General features: G+C 75.1%; 15 protein-coding genes and 2 tRNA genes. 12 read left to right on the top strand and 5 right to left on the bottom strand.

The annotated features are described in order from the left end of the window. The 10 genes from ACYVJ4_RS12075 to ACYVJ4_RS12030 all read left to right on the top strand — a co-directional run. Positions 1 to 1,447, top strand: a 1,447-nt coding sequence (locus ACYVJ4_RS12075) for a LuxR C-terminal-related transcriptional regulator (protein ID WP_460460375.1), incomplete at its 5' end; no start/stop codon positions are given. Between the two features lie 34 nt (positions 1,448 to 1,481). Next, a complete protein-coding gene (locus tag ACYVJ4_RS12070; protein ID WP_460460374.1) occupies positions 1,482 to 2,552 on the top strand; it encodes an iron-siderophore ABC transporter substrate-binding protein in 1,071 nt (356 codons plus the stop codon). Positions 2,553 to 2,556: 4 nt separating this feature from the next. Further along, positions 2,557 to 3,618 (top strand): FecCD family ABC transporter permease, encoded by a 1,062-nt coding sequence (locus tag ACYVJ4_RS12065; RefSeq protein WP_460460373.1) that lies wholly within the window; start codon positions 2,557 to 2,559, stop codon positions 3,616 to 3,618. Next, positions 3,612 to 4,646, top strand: coding sequence for a FecCD family ABC transporter permease (locus ACYVJ4_RS12060; protein ID WP_460460372.1), 1,035 nt, complete (start codon positions 3,612 to 3,614; stop codon positions 4,644 to 4,646). The genes ACYVJ4_RS12065 and ACYVJ4_RS12060 overlap by 7 nt, the downstream gene beginning before the upstream one ends. Before the next feature lies 1 nt (position 4,647). Next, positions 4,648 to 5,457 (top strand): ABC transporter ATP-binding protein, encoded by an 810-nt coding sequence (locus ACYVJ4_RS12055; RefSeq protein WP_460460371.1) that lies wholly within the window; start codon positions 4,648 to 4,650, stop codon positions 5,455 to 5,457. Beyond that, complete coding sequence (locus tag ACYVJ4_RS12050; RefSeq protein ID WP_460460370.1) at positions 5,454 to 6,392, top strand: siderophore-interacting protein; 939 nt, start codon at positions 5,454 to 5,456, stop codon at positions 6,390 to 6,392. The genes ACYVJ4_RS12055 and ACYVJ4_RS12050 overlap by 4 nt, the downstream gene beginning before the upstream one ends. Before the next feature lie 67 nt (positions 6,393 to 6,459). After that, on the top strand, positions 6,460 to 8,361 hold the full coding sequence (dnaG, locus tag ACYVJ4_RS12045) for a DNA primase (protein WP_460460369.1): 1,902 nt from the start codon (positions 6,460 to 6,462) through the stop codon (positions 8,359 to 8,361). A gap of 100 nt (positions 8,362 to 8,461) precedes the next feature. Next, positions 8,462 to 9,010 (top strand): hypothetical protein, encoded by a 549-nt coding sequence (locus ACYVJ4_RS12040; protein ID WP_460460368.1) that lies wholly within the window; start codon positions 8,462 to 8,464, stop codon positions 9,008 to 9,010. 76 nt (positions 9,011 to 9,086) lie between these two features. After that, positions 9,087 to 9,158, top strand: a tRNA-Asn gene (locus ACYVJ4_RS12035). 199 nt (positions 9,159 to 9,357) lie between these two features. Further along, entirely contained in the window at positions 9,358 to 11,676 is a 2,319-nt protein-coding gene (locus tag ACYVJ4_RS12030) for a putative bifunctional diguanylate cyclase/phosphodiesterase (RefSeq protein ID WP_460460367.1), read from the top strand. Here ACYVJ4_RS12030 and ACYVJ4_RS12025 read toward each other — a convergent pair. Together ACYVJ4_RS12025 and ACYVJ4_RS12020 are read right to left on the bottom strand one after the other, a co-directional pair. After that, entirely contained in the window at positions 11,597 to 12,271 is a 675-nt protein-coding gene (locus ACYVJ4_RS12025) for a hypothetical protein (RefSeq protein ID WP_460460366.1), read from the bottom strand. The two genes, ACYVJ4_RS12030 and ACYVJ4_RS12025, sit on opposite strands and share 80 nt — an antisense overlap. A gap of 91 nt (positions 12,272 to 12,362) precedes the next feature. Next, positions 12,363 to 12,821, bottom strand: a complete 459-nt coding sequence (locus ACYVJ4_RS12020) for a DUF2690 domain-containing protein (RefSeq protein ID WP_460460365.1) — start codon at positions 12,819 to 12,821, stop codon at positions 12,363 to 12,365. 144 nt (positions 12,822 to 12,965) lie between these two features. Between ACYVJ4_RS12020 and ACYVJ4_RS12015 the strand changes: the two genes are divergently transcribed. Continuing rightward, positions 12,966 to 13,039: transfer RNA gene (locus tag ACYVJ4_RS12015), tRNA-Ile, on the top strand. A 21-nt stretch (positions 13,040 to 13,060) separates the two neighbouring features. Here ACYVJ4_RS12015 and ACYVJ4_RS12010 read toward each other — a convergent pair. Beyond that, the gene (locus ACYVJ4_RS12010; protein ID WP_460460364.1) at positions 13,061 to 13,336 is read right to left on the bottom strand and encodes a hypothetical protein; all 276 of its coding nucleotides are present in this window, start codon (positions 13,334 to 13,336) and stop codon (positions 13,061 to 13,063) included. A 24-nt stretch (positions 13,337 to 13,360) separates the two neighbouring features. Further along, a complete protein-coding gene (locus ACYVJ4_RS12005) occupies positions 13,361 to 13,606 on the bottom strand; it encodes a hypothetical protein (RefSeq protein ID WP_460460363.1) in 246 nt (81 codons plus the stop codon). A 65-nt stretch (positions 13,607 to 13,671) separates the two neighbouring features. Here ACYVJ4_RS12005 and ACYVJ4_RS12000 point away from each other — a divergent pair, with 65 nt between their 5' ends. After that, on the top strand, positions 13,672 to 13,896 hold the full coding sequence (locus ACYVJ4_RS12000; RefSeq protein ID WP_460460362.1) for a DUF2630 family protein: 225 nt from the start codon (positions 13,672 to 13,674) through the stop codon (positions 13,894 to 13,896). A gap of 25 nt (positions 13,897 to 13,921) precedes the next feature. Here the strand turns inward: ACYVJ4_RS12000 and ACYVJ4_RS11995 are convergent, their stop codons facing one another. Beyond that, positions 13,922 to 14,176 (bottom strand): hypothetical protein, encoded by a 255-nt coding sequence (locus ACYVJ4_RS11995; RefSeq protein WP_460460361.1) that lies wholly within the window; start codon positions 14,174 to 14,176, stop codon positions 13,922 to 13,924. Between the last annotated feature and the right edge of the window lie 94 nt (positions 14,177 to 14,270).

Genomic DNA, 14,270 nt, shown 5'->3' with positions numbered 1-14,270 from the left:
CGAGCCGTCCGCCGCGCTGCGCACCCGGGCCGCGGCCGTCGCCGGGGCCGTCGCGCTGCACAGCGGGTCGCTCGACGTCGCGCGCGACGTCCTGCTGCAGGCGGGTGCGGAGGTGGCCGACGCAGACCCGGCCGCCGCGGTGCTGCTGCTGTCGGACGCGGTGCTGGCGTGCATGTCGTCGGCCGACACGGCGTCCAGCGCGGTCGCGGTGCGGCGCATCGACGCGCTCGTCGACCGGGTGGACGACCCGCGCGTGCGCTGGGTGGGCGAGATGGCGGTGGGCGTCGGCGACGTGCTGACCGGGCAGGCCGACCTCGACCGGTTCCGCACCGCCGTGCGCGAGGCGGTCGAGGACGCGGCGCTGCGCGACGACGTCCGGCTGGCGCCGTGGCTGGTGCTCGGCCCGCTGTTCCTGCGCGAGAGCGGTACCGGGCGCGAGCTGGTCAGCACGGTCACCGAGCACCTGCGGCGGCGGGGCGCCGTGGGTGGTCTGCCGTTCATCTTGTTCCAGCTCGGCCGCGACCAGGCCACCACCGACCAGTGGGACGACGCCGAGGCCACCTACACCGAGGGCCTCCAGCTGGCCCGGGAGGTCGGCCACTCGACCGACCTGGCGGCCTGCCTGGCCGGGCTCGCGGCGGTCGAGGCGCGGCGCGGCAAGGAGGCGAGCTGCCGCGAGCACGTCGACGAGGCGCTGCGGCTGAGCCGCGACCGCGGCATCGGCCTCTTCCACGTCTGGTCGCTCGTGGCGCTCGGCGAGCTCGCGCTGGGGCTGGGCCGGGCGGACGACGCGCGCGCCCACCTGCAGGACGTCGACGCGCTGCTCGTGGGGTCGGGGTTCGTCGACGTCGACCTGTCACCCGCGCCGGACCTCGCCGACGCGCTGGTGCGCCTGGGCGAGGAGGAGGGGGCGCGCCGGCAGGCGGTGGGCTACCTGGAGCGGGCGAGCGCCAAGGGCCAGCCGTTCGCGCTGGCCCGCGCCCTGCGCGCCGTCGGCACCACCGGTCCGGACGACGACGTTGACCGGGTGTTCGCCGAGGCGCTGGGGCTGCACGCCCGGTTCCCGGACTCCTTCGAGACGGCGCGCACCCAGCTCGCGCTCGGGGCCCGGCTGCGGCGCGACCGGCGCCGGGTCGACGCGCGCAGGCCGCTGCGCGCCGCCCTCGCGACGTTCGAGCGGCTGGGCGCCACGCCGTGGGCGGACCAGGCGGCGGACGAGCTGCGCGCCACGGACGAGACGGCGCAGCGGCGGGGGACCGGGGGCCTGCCCGACCTCACGCCGCAGGAGCTGCAGGTCGCGCGGATGCTCGCCGGCGGGCGCACGACGCGCGAGGCCGCGGCCGCGCTGTTCCTCAGCCCCAAGACGATCGAGTACCACCTGCGGCACGTGTACCTGAAGCTCGACGTGCGGTCCCGCACGGAGCTGGCCGAGCGTCTGTTAGGTTAGGCTCGCCTAAGTAAGCCTAGCCTCAGGAGACCACGTGCGCCCGACCCGACTGCGGGGCCTCGCCGCCGCGACCCTCGCCCTGCTGGCGCTCGCCGCCTGCTCGACCGGCCCGGCCGACGCCGGGTCCGCGAGCAGCGCCGGCGCGACGTCCGCCGCCCCCGACGCCTTCCCGGTGACGGTCGAGCACGCCTTCGGCTCGACGACGATCCCGCGGCTGCCGCAGCGCGTGGCCACGGTCGCGTGGGTCAACGCCGACACGGCCCTGGCGCTCGGCGTCGTGCCGGTCGGCATGCCGAAGGACGAGTGGGGCGGCAACGAGCACGGCTCGACCCCCTGGAAGGACGCCGCGCTGACCGGGCTCGGCGCCGCCATCGGCACCTCGAAGGCGCCGGCCCAGTACTCGGAGGCCGACGGCATCAACTTCGCCGAGATCGCCAAGACCACGCCCGACGTCATCCTGGCCGCCTACTCGGGGCTGACGAAGGCCGACTACGACAAGCTCAGCAAGATCGCGCCCGTGGTGGCGTACCCCGACGTCGCGTGGGGCACCCCGTGGCAGGAGTCGACCCGGATGATAGGCACGGCCCTCGGCCGCTCGGCCCAGGCCGAGCAGCTGGTGACCGACACCGAGAAGACGATCAAGGACGAGGCGGCGAAGTACCCGCAGCTCGCCGGCAAGACGTTCATCTACGGCAACCTCGAGCCCAGCTCCGGCGCCGGCATCAACATCTACACGCCGAACGACAACCGGCCGCGGTTCCTCACCCAGCTCGGCATGACCCTCGCCCCCGTGGTGGCCGACAAGACCAAGGGCGGCAAGGACTTCTTCATCGAGTGGTCGCCCGAGCGGGCCGACGAGCTGGCGGCCGACGTCTTCGTCACCTGGGTGCCCGACGCCAAGACGGAGCAGGCGATCACCGACGACCCGCTGTTCGGCCAGATCCCGGCCGTGAAGCAGGGCAGCCTCGTGGCCGACTCCGACAACACCCTCACGCTGTCGATCTCGGCGTCCAACCCGCTCAGCCTGCCGTGGGCGCTCGACACCTTCCTGCCCCAGCTGGCCGCCGCGGCCGACGCGGCCGACGCGGCCGACAAGGCCGCCTGACGCGGTGACCAGCCCCACCCTCGCGCCGCGCCGGGCCGCGGCGGGCGACCTCGGTCGCTCCGCCGCGCGCCGGCGGGTGCCGCCGCTCGCCGTCCTGGTGCCCGTGCTGGTGCTCCTCGCCCTGGCCGTCGTGTGCTCGCTCGCGATCGGGGCCAAGGACGTCCCGCTGCACACCGTCTGGGACGCGTGGTCCGCGGCCGACCCCTCGGACGGCGCCCAGGTCGTCGTGCGGGCCCGGCTGCCCCGCACGGTGGCCGGGCTGCTCGTCGGCGGTGCCCTCGGCCTGGCCGGCGCCGCCATGCAGGCCGTGGCGCGCAACCCCCTGGCCGACCCGGGGATCCTCGGGGTCAACGCCGGCGCCGCGCTCGCCGTGGTCGTGGCGCTCGCGGTGCTCGGGGTGACGGGCGTCTCGGCCTACGTGTGGTTCGCGCTGCTGGGGGCGGCGGTCGCGGCCGTGCTCGTGTACGGCGTGGCCAGCCTGGGCCGCGAGGGCGCCACGCCCGTCAAGCTCGCCCTCGCCGGCGCGGCCACGACGGCCGGGCTGGTCTCGCTCACCAACGCCCTGCTCGTCACCAGCCGCCAGACCCTCGACAGCTACCGCGCGTGGCAGGTCGGGTCGATCGGCCTGCACGACTGGACCGCGGTGCGCGCGACCCTGCCGTTCTTCCTCGTGGGCGTCGCGATCACGCTCGGCACCGGGCCGCTCCTCAACGGCCTGGCCCTCGGCGACGACGTCGCGCGCGGCCTGGGCCAGCGGGTCGGGCTCGGTCGCGCCGTGACGGCGGCGGGCGTCGTCCTGCTGTGCGGGGCGGCCACCGCCCTGGCCGGGCCGATCGGGTTCGTCGGGCTGGTCGTGCCGCACGCCGTCCGGGCCCTGGTCGGCACCGACAACCGCTGGGTGCTGCCGCTGAGCCTGCTCGTCGGGCCGCTGCTGGTGCTGTCCGCGGACGTCGTCGGCCGCGTCGTCCTGCCACCGGCCGAGGTGGCCGCCGGCATCGCGACGGCCGTGGTGGGGGCGCCGGTCTTCGTCGCGCTGGTGCGCCGGCGCCGGGTGCCGGGATGGTGAGCGCGGCCGTCGAGGTCGTGCGGTCCAGCCGCTCGCGCGGCCGGCGCCGCACCCGGCTGGTGCTGGGGGCGCTCACGGTGCTCGTCTGCGCGGCGGCGGCGGTCGACGTCCTGCTCGGCACCTACACGGTCACCGTCGCCGACCTGGCGCGGATCCTGGGCGGCGAGCAGATCCCGGGCGCGACGTTCGTCGTGCTGGAGGACAAGCTGCCGCGCGTGGCCACCGCCCTCGGCGTCGGTGTCGCCTTCGGCGTCTCGGGCACGGTCTTCCAGACGATGCTGCGCAACCCGCTGGCCAGCCCCGACGTCATCGGTATCAGCGCCGGGGCGAGCGCCAGCGCGGTCTTCGCGATCGTCGTCCTCGGCGCCACCGGGCTCGGCGTCTCGACGTCCGCGCTGGTCGGGGCGCTGGGCGTCGCGCTCGTGATGCACCTGCTCGCGCGCGGCGGCGCGGCGCCGGGGCAGCGGCTCGTGCTCATGGGGATCGGCCTGGCCGCGATGCTGCAGGCCGTCACCACCTACCTGCTCAGCCGCTCCGACATCAACACCGCCACCGCGGCGTTCGTCTGGCTCAACGGCTCGCTGGGCACGAGCACCTGGCCGCGGGTGGCCTCCCTGCTGGTGGGGCTGGCGGTGCTGCTGCCCGCTGCTGCGGCCGGGTCGCGCGCTCTCGGCGCCCTCGCCCTCGGTGCGGACGTCGCGCACGCCACCGGCGTGCCGGTCGAGCGCGCGCGGGTCGGGCTGCTCGTCGTCGCGGTCTGCCTGTGCGCGGTCGGGACGGCGGCGGCGGGACCGGTGGCGTTCGTGGCCTTCCTGGCCGGGCCCATCGCCCGGCGGCTGCTGCACGGATCGGTCTCGCTGGTCGCCTCCGCGCTGGTCGGGGCGCTCGTGCTGCTGGTGGCCGAGCTCGTCGCGACGACCCTCGTGCCCGGCACGGCCCTGCCCGTGGGCGTCGTCACCGGCGCGCTCGGCGCGCCGTTCCTGCTGCACCTGCTGATCACCACCAACCGAGTCGGCCGAGGAGGCTGAGATGACCAGCGCGCACACCCTGCTCACGCAGCGGCTGAGCCTGGCCTACGACGAGCGCACCGTCGTGCACGAGGTCGACCTGGCGCTGCCCCCGGGTGCCGTCACCGTCGTGGTCGGAGCCAACGCGTCGGGCAAGTCGACGCTGCTGCGCGGCCTGGCCCGGCTGGTGCGCCCCAGCGCCGGCGCGGTGCTGCTCGACGGCCGGTCGGTGCACGAGCTGCCCACCCGCGAGGTCGCGCGCACCCTCGGGCTGCTGCCGCAGTCGCCCGTCGCGCCCGAGGGCATCACCGTGGCCGACCTGGTCGGCCGCGGCCGCTACCCGCACCAGGGGTGGCTGCGCCGGTGGACGGCGGCGGACGACGAGGCGGTGGGCCGGGCGATGGCGGCCACGAGCACGCTCGAGCTCGCCGACCGCGACGTCGACGAGCTGTCCGGCGGCCAGCGCCAGCGCGTGTGGATCGCGATGGCGCTCGCGCAGGAGACCGACGTCCTGCTGCTCGACGAGCCGACGACCTTCCTGGACGTCGCCCACCAGGTCGAGGTGCTCGACCTCGTCACCGACCTGAACCGCGCGCGCGGCACGACGGTCGTCATGGTGCTGCACGACCTGAACCTCGCGGCCCGCTACGCCGACCACCTGGTCGCCCTGCGCCACGGAGTGGTCGTCGCCGAGGGCGCGCCGTCCGAGGTCGTCTCCGAGCAGCTGGTCCAGGACGTGTTCGGCCTGCCCTGCCGGGTCGTGCCCGACCCGGTCAGCGGCACGCCGATGGTCGTGCCCGTGGGACGCCACCGCGCGGCGGTGCCGGCATGAGCGGCATCCGCGCGTTCGACGTCGAGGTCGCGGCGCTCACCCCGCTGTCGCCGCACTTCGTGCGGGTGACGTTCGCCGGCCCCGACCTCGCCCGCCTGGACGACGGCGGCGACCTCGGCCCGCGCGACCTGCGGGTCAAGCTGATGATCCCGGCCCCGGGGCACGAGCTGCCGGACCTCGGCGACCTGGACGACGGCTGGTACCGCAGCTGGCTCGCGCTCGACCCGGTGCGGCGCGGCTCGATGCGCACGTACACGATCCGCACGGCCCGCGTGCGGGGCGCCGAGCCGCAGGTCGACGTCGACTTCGTGGTGCACCCGGACGAGGCGCCCGACGGCGGGGGGCCGGCGGCGCGCTGGCTCGCCGCTGCCGCGCCGGGCGACCGTCTGACGATGCTCGGCCCCGACGCCGCGAGCGCCGGCGACGGGCCGCCCGGCGGGGTCGAGTGGCGACCTCCCGTCGGCGACGCCCGGGTGCTGCTCGTCGGCGACGAGACGGCCGTGCCCGCGATCGGCTCGATCCTCGCGACGCTGCCGCCCGGCGTCCGGGCGCACGTCGTGGCGGAGGTGCCGTCGGCGGCCGACTTCCTCGACCTGCCGACGGCCGCCGAGGCCGAGCTGCTGTGGTGCGCGCGCGGCGACCGGCCGCGCGGCGAGGCGCTGGCCGAGGCCCTGCGCGACCTGCTCGACCGGCTCGGCGTGGGCGGCGAGCCGGAGCCTGCCGCGGACGGCGACGTGCTGCCCGACGTCGACGTCGACGCCGAGATCCTCTGGGAGACCGGCGTCGCGGCGTCCGACGGCCTCTACACCTGGCTGGCGGGGGAGGCGGCGGTCGTGCGGGACCTGCGCCGCCACCTCGTGCGCGAGCGCGGGCTCGACCGGCGGCGCACGTCGTTCATGGGCTACTGGCGCCAGGGACGGGCCGAGAGCGCCTGACCGGGGCCGTCATGCGGTGTCCGTCCCGCCACCTAGACTGCCGGGACGGCGGTGTCGAGGAGGCCGGGTGCCGGGTCGGATCAAGGCGGAGGTCGTCGCCGCCGTCAAGGAACGGACGTCGATCGAGGACGTCGTGCGCGAGCACGTCACCCTGCGCCAGGGCGGCGTCGGGTCGCTCAAGGGCCTGTGCCCGTTCCACGACGAGAAGTCGCCGTCGTTCAACGTGCGGCCCCAGCTCGGCGTGTGGCACTGCTTCGGCTGCGGCGAGGGCGGCGACGTCATCTCGTTCGTGCAGAAGGTCGACCACCTGACCTTCGCCGAGGCCGTCGAGCGGCTCGCCGACAAGGCCGGCGTGCCGGTCGAGTACGACGAGGGCGGGGCACCGCGGCGCGAGGACGTCGGCCGCCGCACCCGTCTGGTCGAGGCCAACCGGGTCGCCGAGCAGTTCTACGCCGAGCAGCTCTCGAGCGCGCCCGACGCGGTGCCGGGGCGCCGGTTCCTGTCCGAGCGAGGGTTCGACCGCGAGGCGGCGGCCCGCTTCACCGTCGGCTACGCGCCGCGCACCGGCGAGGCGCTGGTGAAGCACCTGCGCGACAAGGGCTTCGCCGACGACGAGATCGTGCTGGTCGGGCTGGCGGGCCGCGGGTCGCGCGGGCTGTACGACCGGTTCCGCGGGCGGCTGGTCTGGCCCATCCACGACATCACCGGCGACTGCGTCGGGTTCGGCGCCCGGCGGCTGTACGACGACGACCGGATCGAGGCCAAGTACCTCAACACCTCCGAGACGCCGCTGTTCAAGAAGTCGCAGGTGCTCTACGGCCTCGACCTGGCCAAGAAGGCCGTCGCCACCGGGCGGCGGGCCGTCGTGGTCGAGGGCTACACCGACGTCATGGCGTGTCACCTGGCCGGCGTCGAGACCGCCGTCGCCACGTGCGGCACGGCGTTCGGCACCGACCACATCAAGGTGGTGCGCCGGCTGATGCGCGACGACGACGAGGTGCACCCGGCCGAGGTGGTGTTCACCTTCGACGGCGACGCCGCCGGGCAGAAGGCCGCGCTGCGCGCCTTCGAGGAGGACCAGCGGTTCGTGTCGCAGACCTACGTCGCGGTCGAGCCGCACGGTCTCGACCCGTGCGAGCTGCGCCAGCAGCACGGCGACGAGGCGGTGCGGGAGCTCATCGCCCGCAAGGTGCCGCTGTTCGAGTTCGCCATCACCAGCACCATCGCGCGCTTCGACCTCGACAACGCCGTCGGCCGGGTGCAGGCGCTGCGCGCAGCGGCGCCGGTGGTGGCCCAGATCAAGGACCGCTCGCTGCGGCCCGAGTACGCCCGGCGCCTGGCCGGACTGGTCGGGCTGGACGTCGACGAGGCCCGTCGCGCGGTCGCCGCGGCCGCCAAGGCGGGGGAGCCCGGCGGCCGTCGTCCGCCGCCGGTGGTCACCGCCCGTGCGCCCGGGCCGCCGGAGCCCGACGCGCCCGCGGTGGCGGTGGTTCCCCGGCCCGACCCGCGCGACCCGACCGTGGCCATGGAGCGCCAGCTGCTGCAGTGCGTGCTGCAGGCGCCGTGGGTGCTCGACGCCACCGAGTTCGACGCGCTCGGCGACGACGCGTTCACCGCCGAGATGCACCGGCTCGTGCACGTCGCGGTGCGGTCCCTCGGCGGGCTGGCGGCGGCGGGGGCGGGGTGGCACGAGCAGGTCGCGGCTGCCGTCCCGGACTCCGTGCGGCCCTACGTCACCGACCTGACCGTCTCGTCGCTGCCCGTCGTCGGCGACGACGGGATGGCCAGGCTGGGCGCCTCGCTGCAGGTCGAGATCGCCCAGCGCGACCTGGTGCGCCGCGAGCGCGACGTGCACAGCCGCATGCAGCGCCTCGACGCCACGGGCGACGCCGTCGGGTACATGGCCGCGCTGCGCGAGGCGCAGGTGCTGGTCGAGCGGCGCCGCGCGCTGGCCGCGCGCGCCGACTGACGACCACCTGGTGAGATCCCGGGACGGTCGTGACCGACCTGTTGTCCCATCGTGATTTCCCCGGCGGGTGCACGTCGCCGACCGTGCCTAGGCTGGTCGCATGGCGTGGTGGTCCCGGTCCGAGAAGGTGCCCCCGCTGCCGCCCCAGGTGCGCGAGGGCCTGGCGCTGCCGCGGGGCGAGCGCGTGCTCGCGCACGGCGAGCGCGCCGACGGCGGCTGGGCCATCGCGACGACCGCGGCCCTGGTGCTGGTCGAGCCGATCGACGGCCCCGTGCGCGGGCCGGGCACGCCGTCCGAGCGCCGATGGTGGCACGACGTCGCCGAGGCGACGTGGGACCCCGACACCCGGGCGATCGAGATCCGCTGGGTCGACGCCCGCCCGGTGTGCACCGTGCGCCTGGGCGAGCTCACCGGCCGGTTCCCCGAGGTGCTGCGCGAGCGGGTGATGAGCACCTACGTGCTCTCGCAGCGGCTCCCGGTGCGCGGCCGGCGCGGCATCACCGTGGCGGTGCGCCGGCACGCGGCCGACGGATCGCTGTTCACCCAGGCCGTGCCGGACGACGGCATCGGCGCCACCCGCCCGCAGGTCGCCGAGCAGGTGCAAGCGCTCACCCGCGACCTCGCCGAGCAGGCCGGCCTGCCGGTCTGACCGCTCGCTCAAGGCCTCGGCGCCGAGAGCCGATGGACCGAGCACCCCGCGACCTTTGCTAAGGTTCTCGGGCCGATCCCGCGTAGCTCAACGGCAGAGCATCCGACTGTTAATCGGACGGTTACTGGTTCGAATCCAGTCGCGGGAGCGCATCATCGAAGGGCCCCGGTCACGCCGACCGGGGCCCTTCGGCGTCCTGCGGGCCGGGCCGGGAGTTTCAGATCCGGCGCGCGGTGGTCGATAGTGAAGGACGACGACACCGCCCGATGGCGAGGACGCAGCACCCCGGCGCCAGCACGGCCAGCACCTCCGCACCTCCAGCACCCCGCACCCCAGGAACTCCGGACATGACCCAGGTACCCGGCGTTCACGCGCTGCCGCGACGCACCTGGCTGCTGCCTGCCCACCTGGCCCTGGTCGCGCTGTGCATCGTCGGGTACCTGCTCGACGTCTCGACGACCGTCGACGCCGCCTGCTTCGTCGTCACCGGTCTGGCCACGGCGTCGGCCATGCTGCTCGGCCCCCGGCTCAACCGCCCGCAGGACCTCGTCACCTGGCGCCGGCTGCTCGTCGTGTGCCTGCTGTTCGCGGTCGGCCCGTCGGTGCGGCCGTCGGTCGAGGGCGCGCAGGGGCTCGCCCTCGCCCTGCCCGACCTGTTCCTGCTGCCGGGGTACGTGATCGCGCTGTCGGCCATGGCCCGGCTGCTGCGGCTGCGCGGGGCGCGCGACCCGGACGCCGTCCTCGACGTCACGGTCGTCACGGTGGGCGCGGCGCTGCTGTCGATCAGCTACGTCGTCGCGCCGGCGCTCGAGTCCTCGCCGCTGCCGGGCTGGGCTGCGGCGCTGGTGTCGGTCTACCCCGTGCTGGACGTGGCGCTGCTGGCGATGCTCGCGCTGCTGGCCTTCACCGCGCGCGACCGCAACCCCAGCCTCTGGCTGATCGTCGGGGCCGTGAGCGCCCTGCTGGTCGGCGACGTCTTCTACAACCTCGAGGCCGCCAGGGGAGCGCTCTCACCGGGTGGGGCCTTCGACGTCCCGTTCCTCGTGGCCTACGGCCTGCTGGGCGCGGCCGCGCTGCACCCCTCGATGACCGTGCTCGGGCTGGGCCGGCGGCAGGCCCGGGTGCAGGCGTGGTCGTGGCAGCGGCTCGCCGTCCTGGTGCCGGCGCTGCTGGTGCCGGCGCTGCTGATCGTCCCGGACGCCAACCTGCCCCTGCCGGTGCGGTGGCTGCAGGCGCTGGGCAGCGCCGCCCTCGTCGCGGCCGTGCTGGCGCGCGCCGGCCGGGCGGTGCGCGAGCAGAGCGAGTCGCGCCGCGTCTACGAGCACCTGGCGACGCACGACGCCCTCACCGGCCTGTCGAACCGCCCGGCGCTGAACGACCGGTTGGAGGAGCTGCTGTCGATGGGGCGCGCCGTCACGGTGCTGTTCATCGACCTCGACGGCTTCAAGCTGGTCAACGACTCGTGGGGCCACGCCATCGGCGACGACCTGCTGGTGCAGGTCTCCGAGCGGCTGCGCCGGCACCTGCCGGCCGACGTCATGCTGTCGCGCTCGGGCGGCGACGAGTTCATCGTCGTCCTGCCCACCCGGCCCCAGGACGTCGACGGCACCGGCTTCGCCGAGCACGTGATCGCCGAGCTGTCGCAGCCGTTCTCGCTGTCGGTCGGCGAGGTGGTCGTGACGCCGTCGATCGGCATCGCGTCGTCGGCCACGGCGGGCGACCACCGGGCCGAGGACCTGATCCGCGACGCCGACACCGCGATGTACCGCGCCAAGGACGCCGGTCGCAGCCGCGCCGTCGCCTACCACCCGTCGATGGGTGAGGTGGTGCGGCACCGCGTCGCCCTGGACCGCGCGCTGCGCCAGGCGCTGGGCCGCGGCGAGATCTCGGTGGCGTTCCAGCCGATCGTCGAGCTGGCGAGCGGCCGTCTCGTCGGCTTCGAGGCGCTCGCGCGCTGGGACCGGCCGGACGGCGGCCCGAGCGCGCCCGACGTGTTCATCCCGGCCGCCGAGGAGAACGGGCTCATCCTGCCGATCGGCGACTTCGTGCTGGAGCGCGCGCTCGACGAGCTGCAGCGGTGGCGGGCGAGCTCCCCGTGGGAGATCGGCGTCAACGTCAACATCTCGGGCCGGCAGCTGCTCGACGCCACGTTCACCGGACGGGTGCTGGCCGCGCTGGCGCACCGCGACCTGCCGACGTCCAGCCTGCGCCTGGAGGTCACCGAGTCGACCCTGGTCGGCGACGACGTCGTCGCGGCCACGGCGCTGCGCGACTTCGAGCACGCCGGGGTGTCGGTCTCGGTCGACGACTTCGGCACCGGCTACTCCTCGCTCAGCTACCTGAGCCGGCTGCGGGTTCACGAGGTCAAGATCGACCGCTCGTTCGTCGCCGGGCTCACCACCCGGCCCGAGGACCACGCCATCGTGCGGGCGACGACCGCCATGGCCGAGGCGCTGGGGCTCGAGGTCGTCGCCGAGGGCATCGAGACCCGCGACCAGCGCGACTCGCTGGTCGAGCTCGGCGTCCGGCGCGGTCAGGGCTGGTGGCTGGGCCGGCCGATGCCCGCCGAGGACGCCGCGGCGCTCGTCACCCGCCAGCTCGACGGTGCCGACCCGGCTCCCGGGACGCGCCCGGTGCCTCCGCGTCCGCGCCCGCCTGCTCCCTGAGGTCGATCGTCGTGGGCCGCGGCTCGCGCAGGTCGACCTCGAGGGGCGCCGGCGTCGTGTAGGCCCAGTAGCCCTGCGCGTCGACCATCTCGTACTCGACGTCCGCGATCACGGCGTCGGCGATCCGCTTGACCGCGCGCGGGACGTGGAAGCCCTCCATGTTGCGCTGGGGGACGTCGAGCACCAGGACGCCGCCGCGCGGGCCGAGCGTCGAGGCGACCGTCGCGACGATCAGCTGGAACGCGCCGCCGCCCTGCTCGCTCGGCCGGACCCCGACGAACCCGATGTACCAGCAGCGACCGGCTGCGTAGTGCTCCGGCCAGCGCGCGGCGAAGAACTCGGGTGAGACCAGCGGCATGGCCGTCAGGTCGTTGGCCAGCGTCGCGATGCCGGCGACGGCGCCGTCCTCGCGCCGGGCCAGGTAGACGGTGACCCGCTCGTCGGCCATGACGTCGTCGAACTCGGCCCGGGTCATGACGTGCCGCTGGATGGCGGCGGTGCGCAGCTCGGCGAAGGAGTCGGCGTAGGCGTCCCAGGCCCGCTCCCGCAGGTCGCCGTCGACGACGGGGAGGGCCAGCAGCTCCAGTCCGCTCATACCCTCGCAAACTACTCAGGATGTCCAGCAGCGGAAGGCCGGACGCGCGGCGAGCTGCCGCGCGTCGGGCCCTCCGGTCGTCCGCTGGCGGTCAGTAGCTGGGCGTGCGAGCGGTGTACTGCGTGTTCGTCGCGCCGTTCGGGTCGATGGTGCCCTGCGCGTAGGCCGACAGGCCCTTGTCGTAGACCATCGGCGTCCAGCAGTCCTGCGTGCCCTCGCCGGCGGTGCAGCCGTACTGCACGCCGTCGTTGTTGCGGTGGATCAGGCCGTGGGGGACCCACGTCTGGTTGCTGACCACGCGGGTGCCGTGGACGTGGGCCCAGGCGCCGTGGCACTTCACGGAGTACATCAGGTCGACGTAGCCGACCGCGGTCGAGCCGTTCTTGATCAGCGTGTGGTAGATGACCTGCTGGTCGGCGCGGCAGCCGTGGTCGGCGGCGCGGTCGCCGTCGATGGCGTAGTGCGTGGCGGACGCGCTGGACGCGGTCCCCACGCCGATGGCGGCAGCGGCCATGACCACTGCGGCCGCACGCCTCATGGACGTCTTCATGTGGATCCCCCTTGCTTGGTCCTGCTCGGTGGCGCCGGCCTCGTCGCGCGGCGCCGGGGGAAACGTAGCGGGCGAAACGGACCAAGGGGAAGAACCCGCCAGCGGGAAGTTCTGCGACGTCGTCCGGCTACGCTCGCGACCGACGGGGCGGTAGCTCAGCCGGTCAGAGCAGCGGACTCATAATCCGTCGGTCGTGGGTTCGAGCCCCACCCGCCCCACGCCCGCCGTTGCCACGAACATCACGTGCCGGTCGCCTCGGCGCGCTCGACGGCGAGGCGGTGGGTGTCGTCGACCTTCTGGGCCAGCCGGAACAGGCCGAGGCCCAGCGTCGCCACCCCGAGCAGTGCCAGCACCGAGCCGATGGCGAGCACCGTGGGCGTGCCCTCGGCGTCGGGCGTGCGCGCGCCGTGCCAGACCGCGAACACGTCGACCGCCAGGCCCAGCAGCAGCACCACGGTGCCGGTGAGCACGGCGTCGGCGGAGGGCACGCGGGCGAGGTCCGAGGAGCGCGACATGCGCGTGAGCCTAGGGGCTGACGGCTACGCGGTGAGCTGGGACACGAGGACCCGTTGTGCCGCAGGGCAGTCCTCGCACGCCGAGGCGTCGCGCACGGCCGAGCCGGCCGCCACCGTGAACGCGCTCGACCAGGCCGGGGGACCGGTGGGGTACCAGACGTAGGCGGTCCAGCCGGTGCGCTCGCGCTGCCAGCCGTCGAGCCGGCCGGTGCGCCAGGTGCCGCCGAGGCGCAGCAGCACCGGACGTCGTCCGGCCGGCACGTACTGCATCGACCGAGCATAGGATCCGGGGACGGGGTCGGGCACCCACCGACCCCTCGAGGGCGGAGGCCGCCGTGGACGACCGTCAGCTGCACGACCAGATCAACGAGCTCGTCCAGCGCGAGCACGTCCTGCGCAAGGACCCCGCGGGCGACCGCGACGAGCTGCGCCAGGTCGAGGTCACGCTCGACCAGTGCTGGGACCTGCTGCGCCAGCGCGACGCGCTGCGCGCCGCGGGCAGCGACCCCGGCGGGGCGCACGTCCGTCCGGCGTCCGAGGTCGAGGGCTACCGGCAGTAGCCCCACCGGCGGTGGCCGCTCGGGCTCAGGGCAGGCCGTTCTCGCGCACCAGCGCCTGGTAGCGCGCGGGGTTGGTCGCGCGCAGGTGCGCGACGAAGTCGCGGTGCGACAGCGTCGTGCGCAGCTTGTGCCGCGCCATGCCCAGCTGCGCGGCGGCGCGCTGACCGCGGGCCGAGCCGAGCGGCGAGGCCTTCACGAGGGCCTCGAGGCGGGTGACCTCGCCGCGGGCGTTGCGCTCGGCGCGGGCGCGCTCGATCTCCCATCCGGACGGGACGCTCACGGCACCTCCTGCTCAGATCGTCAAGGTTCTGGGTGCGGCTGCCGATAGGCCGAACGGGGGAACGGCACCCTCGCCGCCCCCACGACCCGAAGGA

The sequence above is a fragment of the Angustibacter peucedani genome, assembly GCF_054779595.1.
This window is presented reverse-complemented; position numbering and strand designations above follow the sequence as displayed.

Bases quoted from the DNA above. Each gene is read 5' to 3' on its own strand.
- ACYVJ4_RS12060 (WP_460460372.1), top strand. From the start codon at position 3,612: ATGGTGAGCGCGGCCGTCGAGGTCGTGCGGTCCAGCCGCTCGCGCGGC.
- ACYVJ4_RS12055 (WP_460460371.1), top strand. From the start codon at position 4,648: ATGACCAGCGCGCACACCCTGCTCACGCAGCGGCTGAGCCTGGCCTAC.
- ACYVJ4_RS12050 (WP_460460370.1), top strand. From the start codon at position 5,454: ATGAGCGGCATCCGCGCGTTCGACGTCGAGGTCGCGGCGCTCACCCCG.
- ACYVJ4_RS12040 (WP_460460368.1), top strand. From the start codon at position 8,462: ATGGCGTGGTGGTCCCGGTCCGAGAAGGTGCCCCCGCTGCCGCCCCAG.
- ACYVJ4_RS12030 (WP_460460367.1), top strand. From the start codon at position 9,358: ATGACCCAGGTACCCGGCGTTCACGCGCTGCCGCGACGCACCTGGCTG.
- ACYVJ4_RS12025 (WP_460460366.1), bottom strand. From the start codon at position 12,271: ATGAGCGGACTGGAGCTGCTGGCCCTCCCCGTCGTCGACGGCGACCTG.
- ACYVJ4_RS12020 (WP_460460365.1), bottom strand. From the start codon at position 12,821: ATGAAGACGTCCATGAGGCGTGCGGCCGCAGTGGTCATGGCCGCTGCC.
- ACYVJ4_RS12010 (WP_460460364.1), bottom strand. From the start codon at position 13,336: ATGTCGCGCTCCTCGGACCTCGCCCGCGTGCCCTCCGCCGACGCCGTG.
- ACYVJ4_RS12005 (WP_460460363.1), bottom strand. From the start codon at position 13,606: ATGCAGTACGTGCCGGCCGGACGACGTCCGGTGCTGCTGCGCCTCGGC.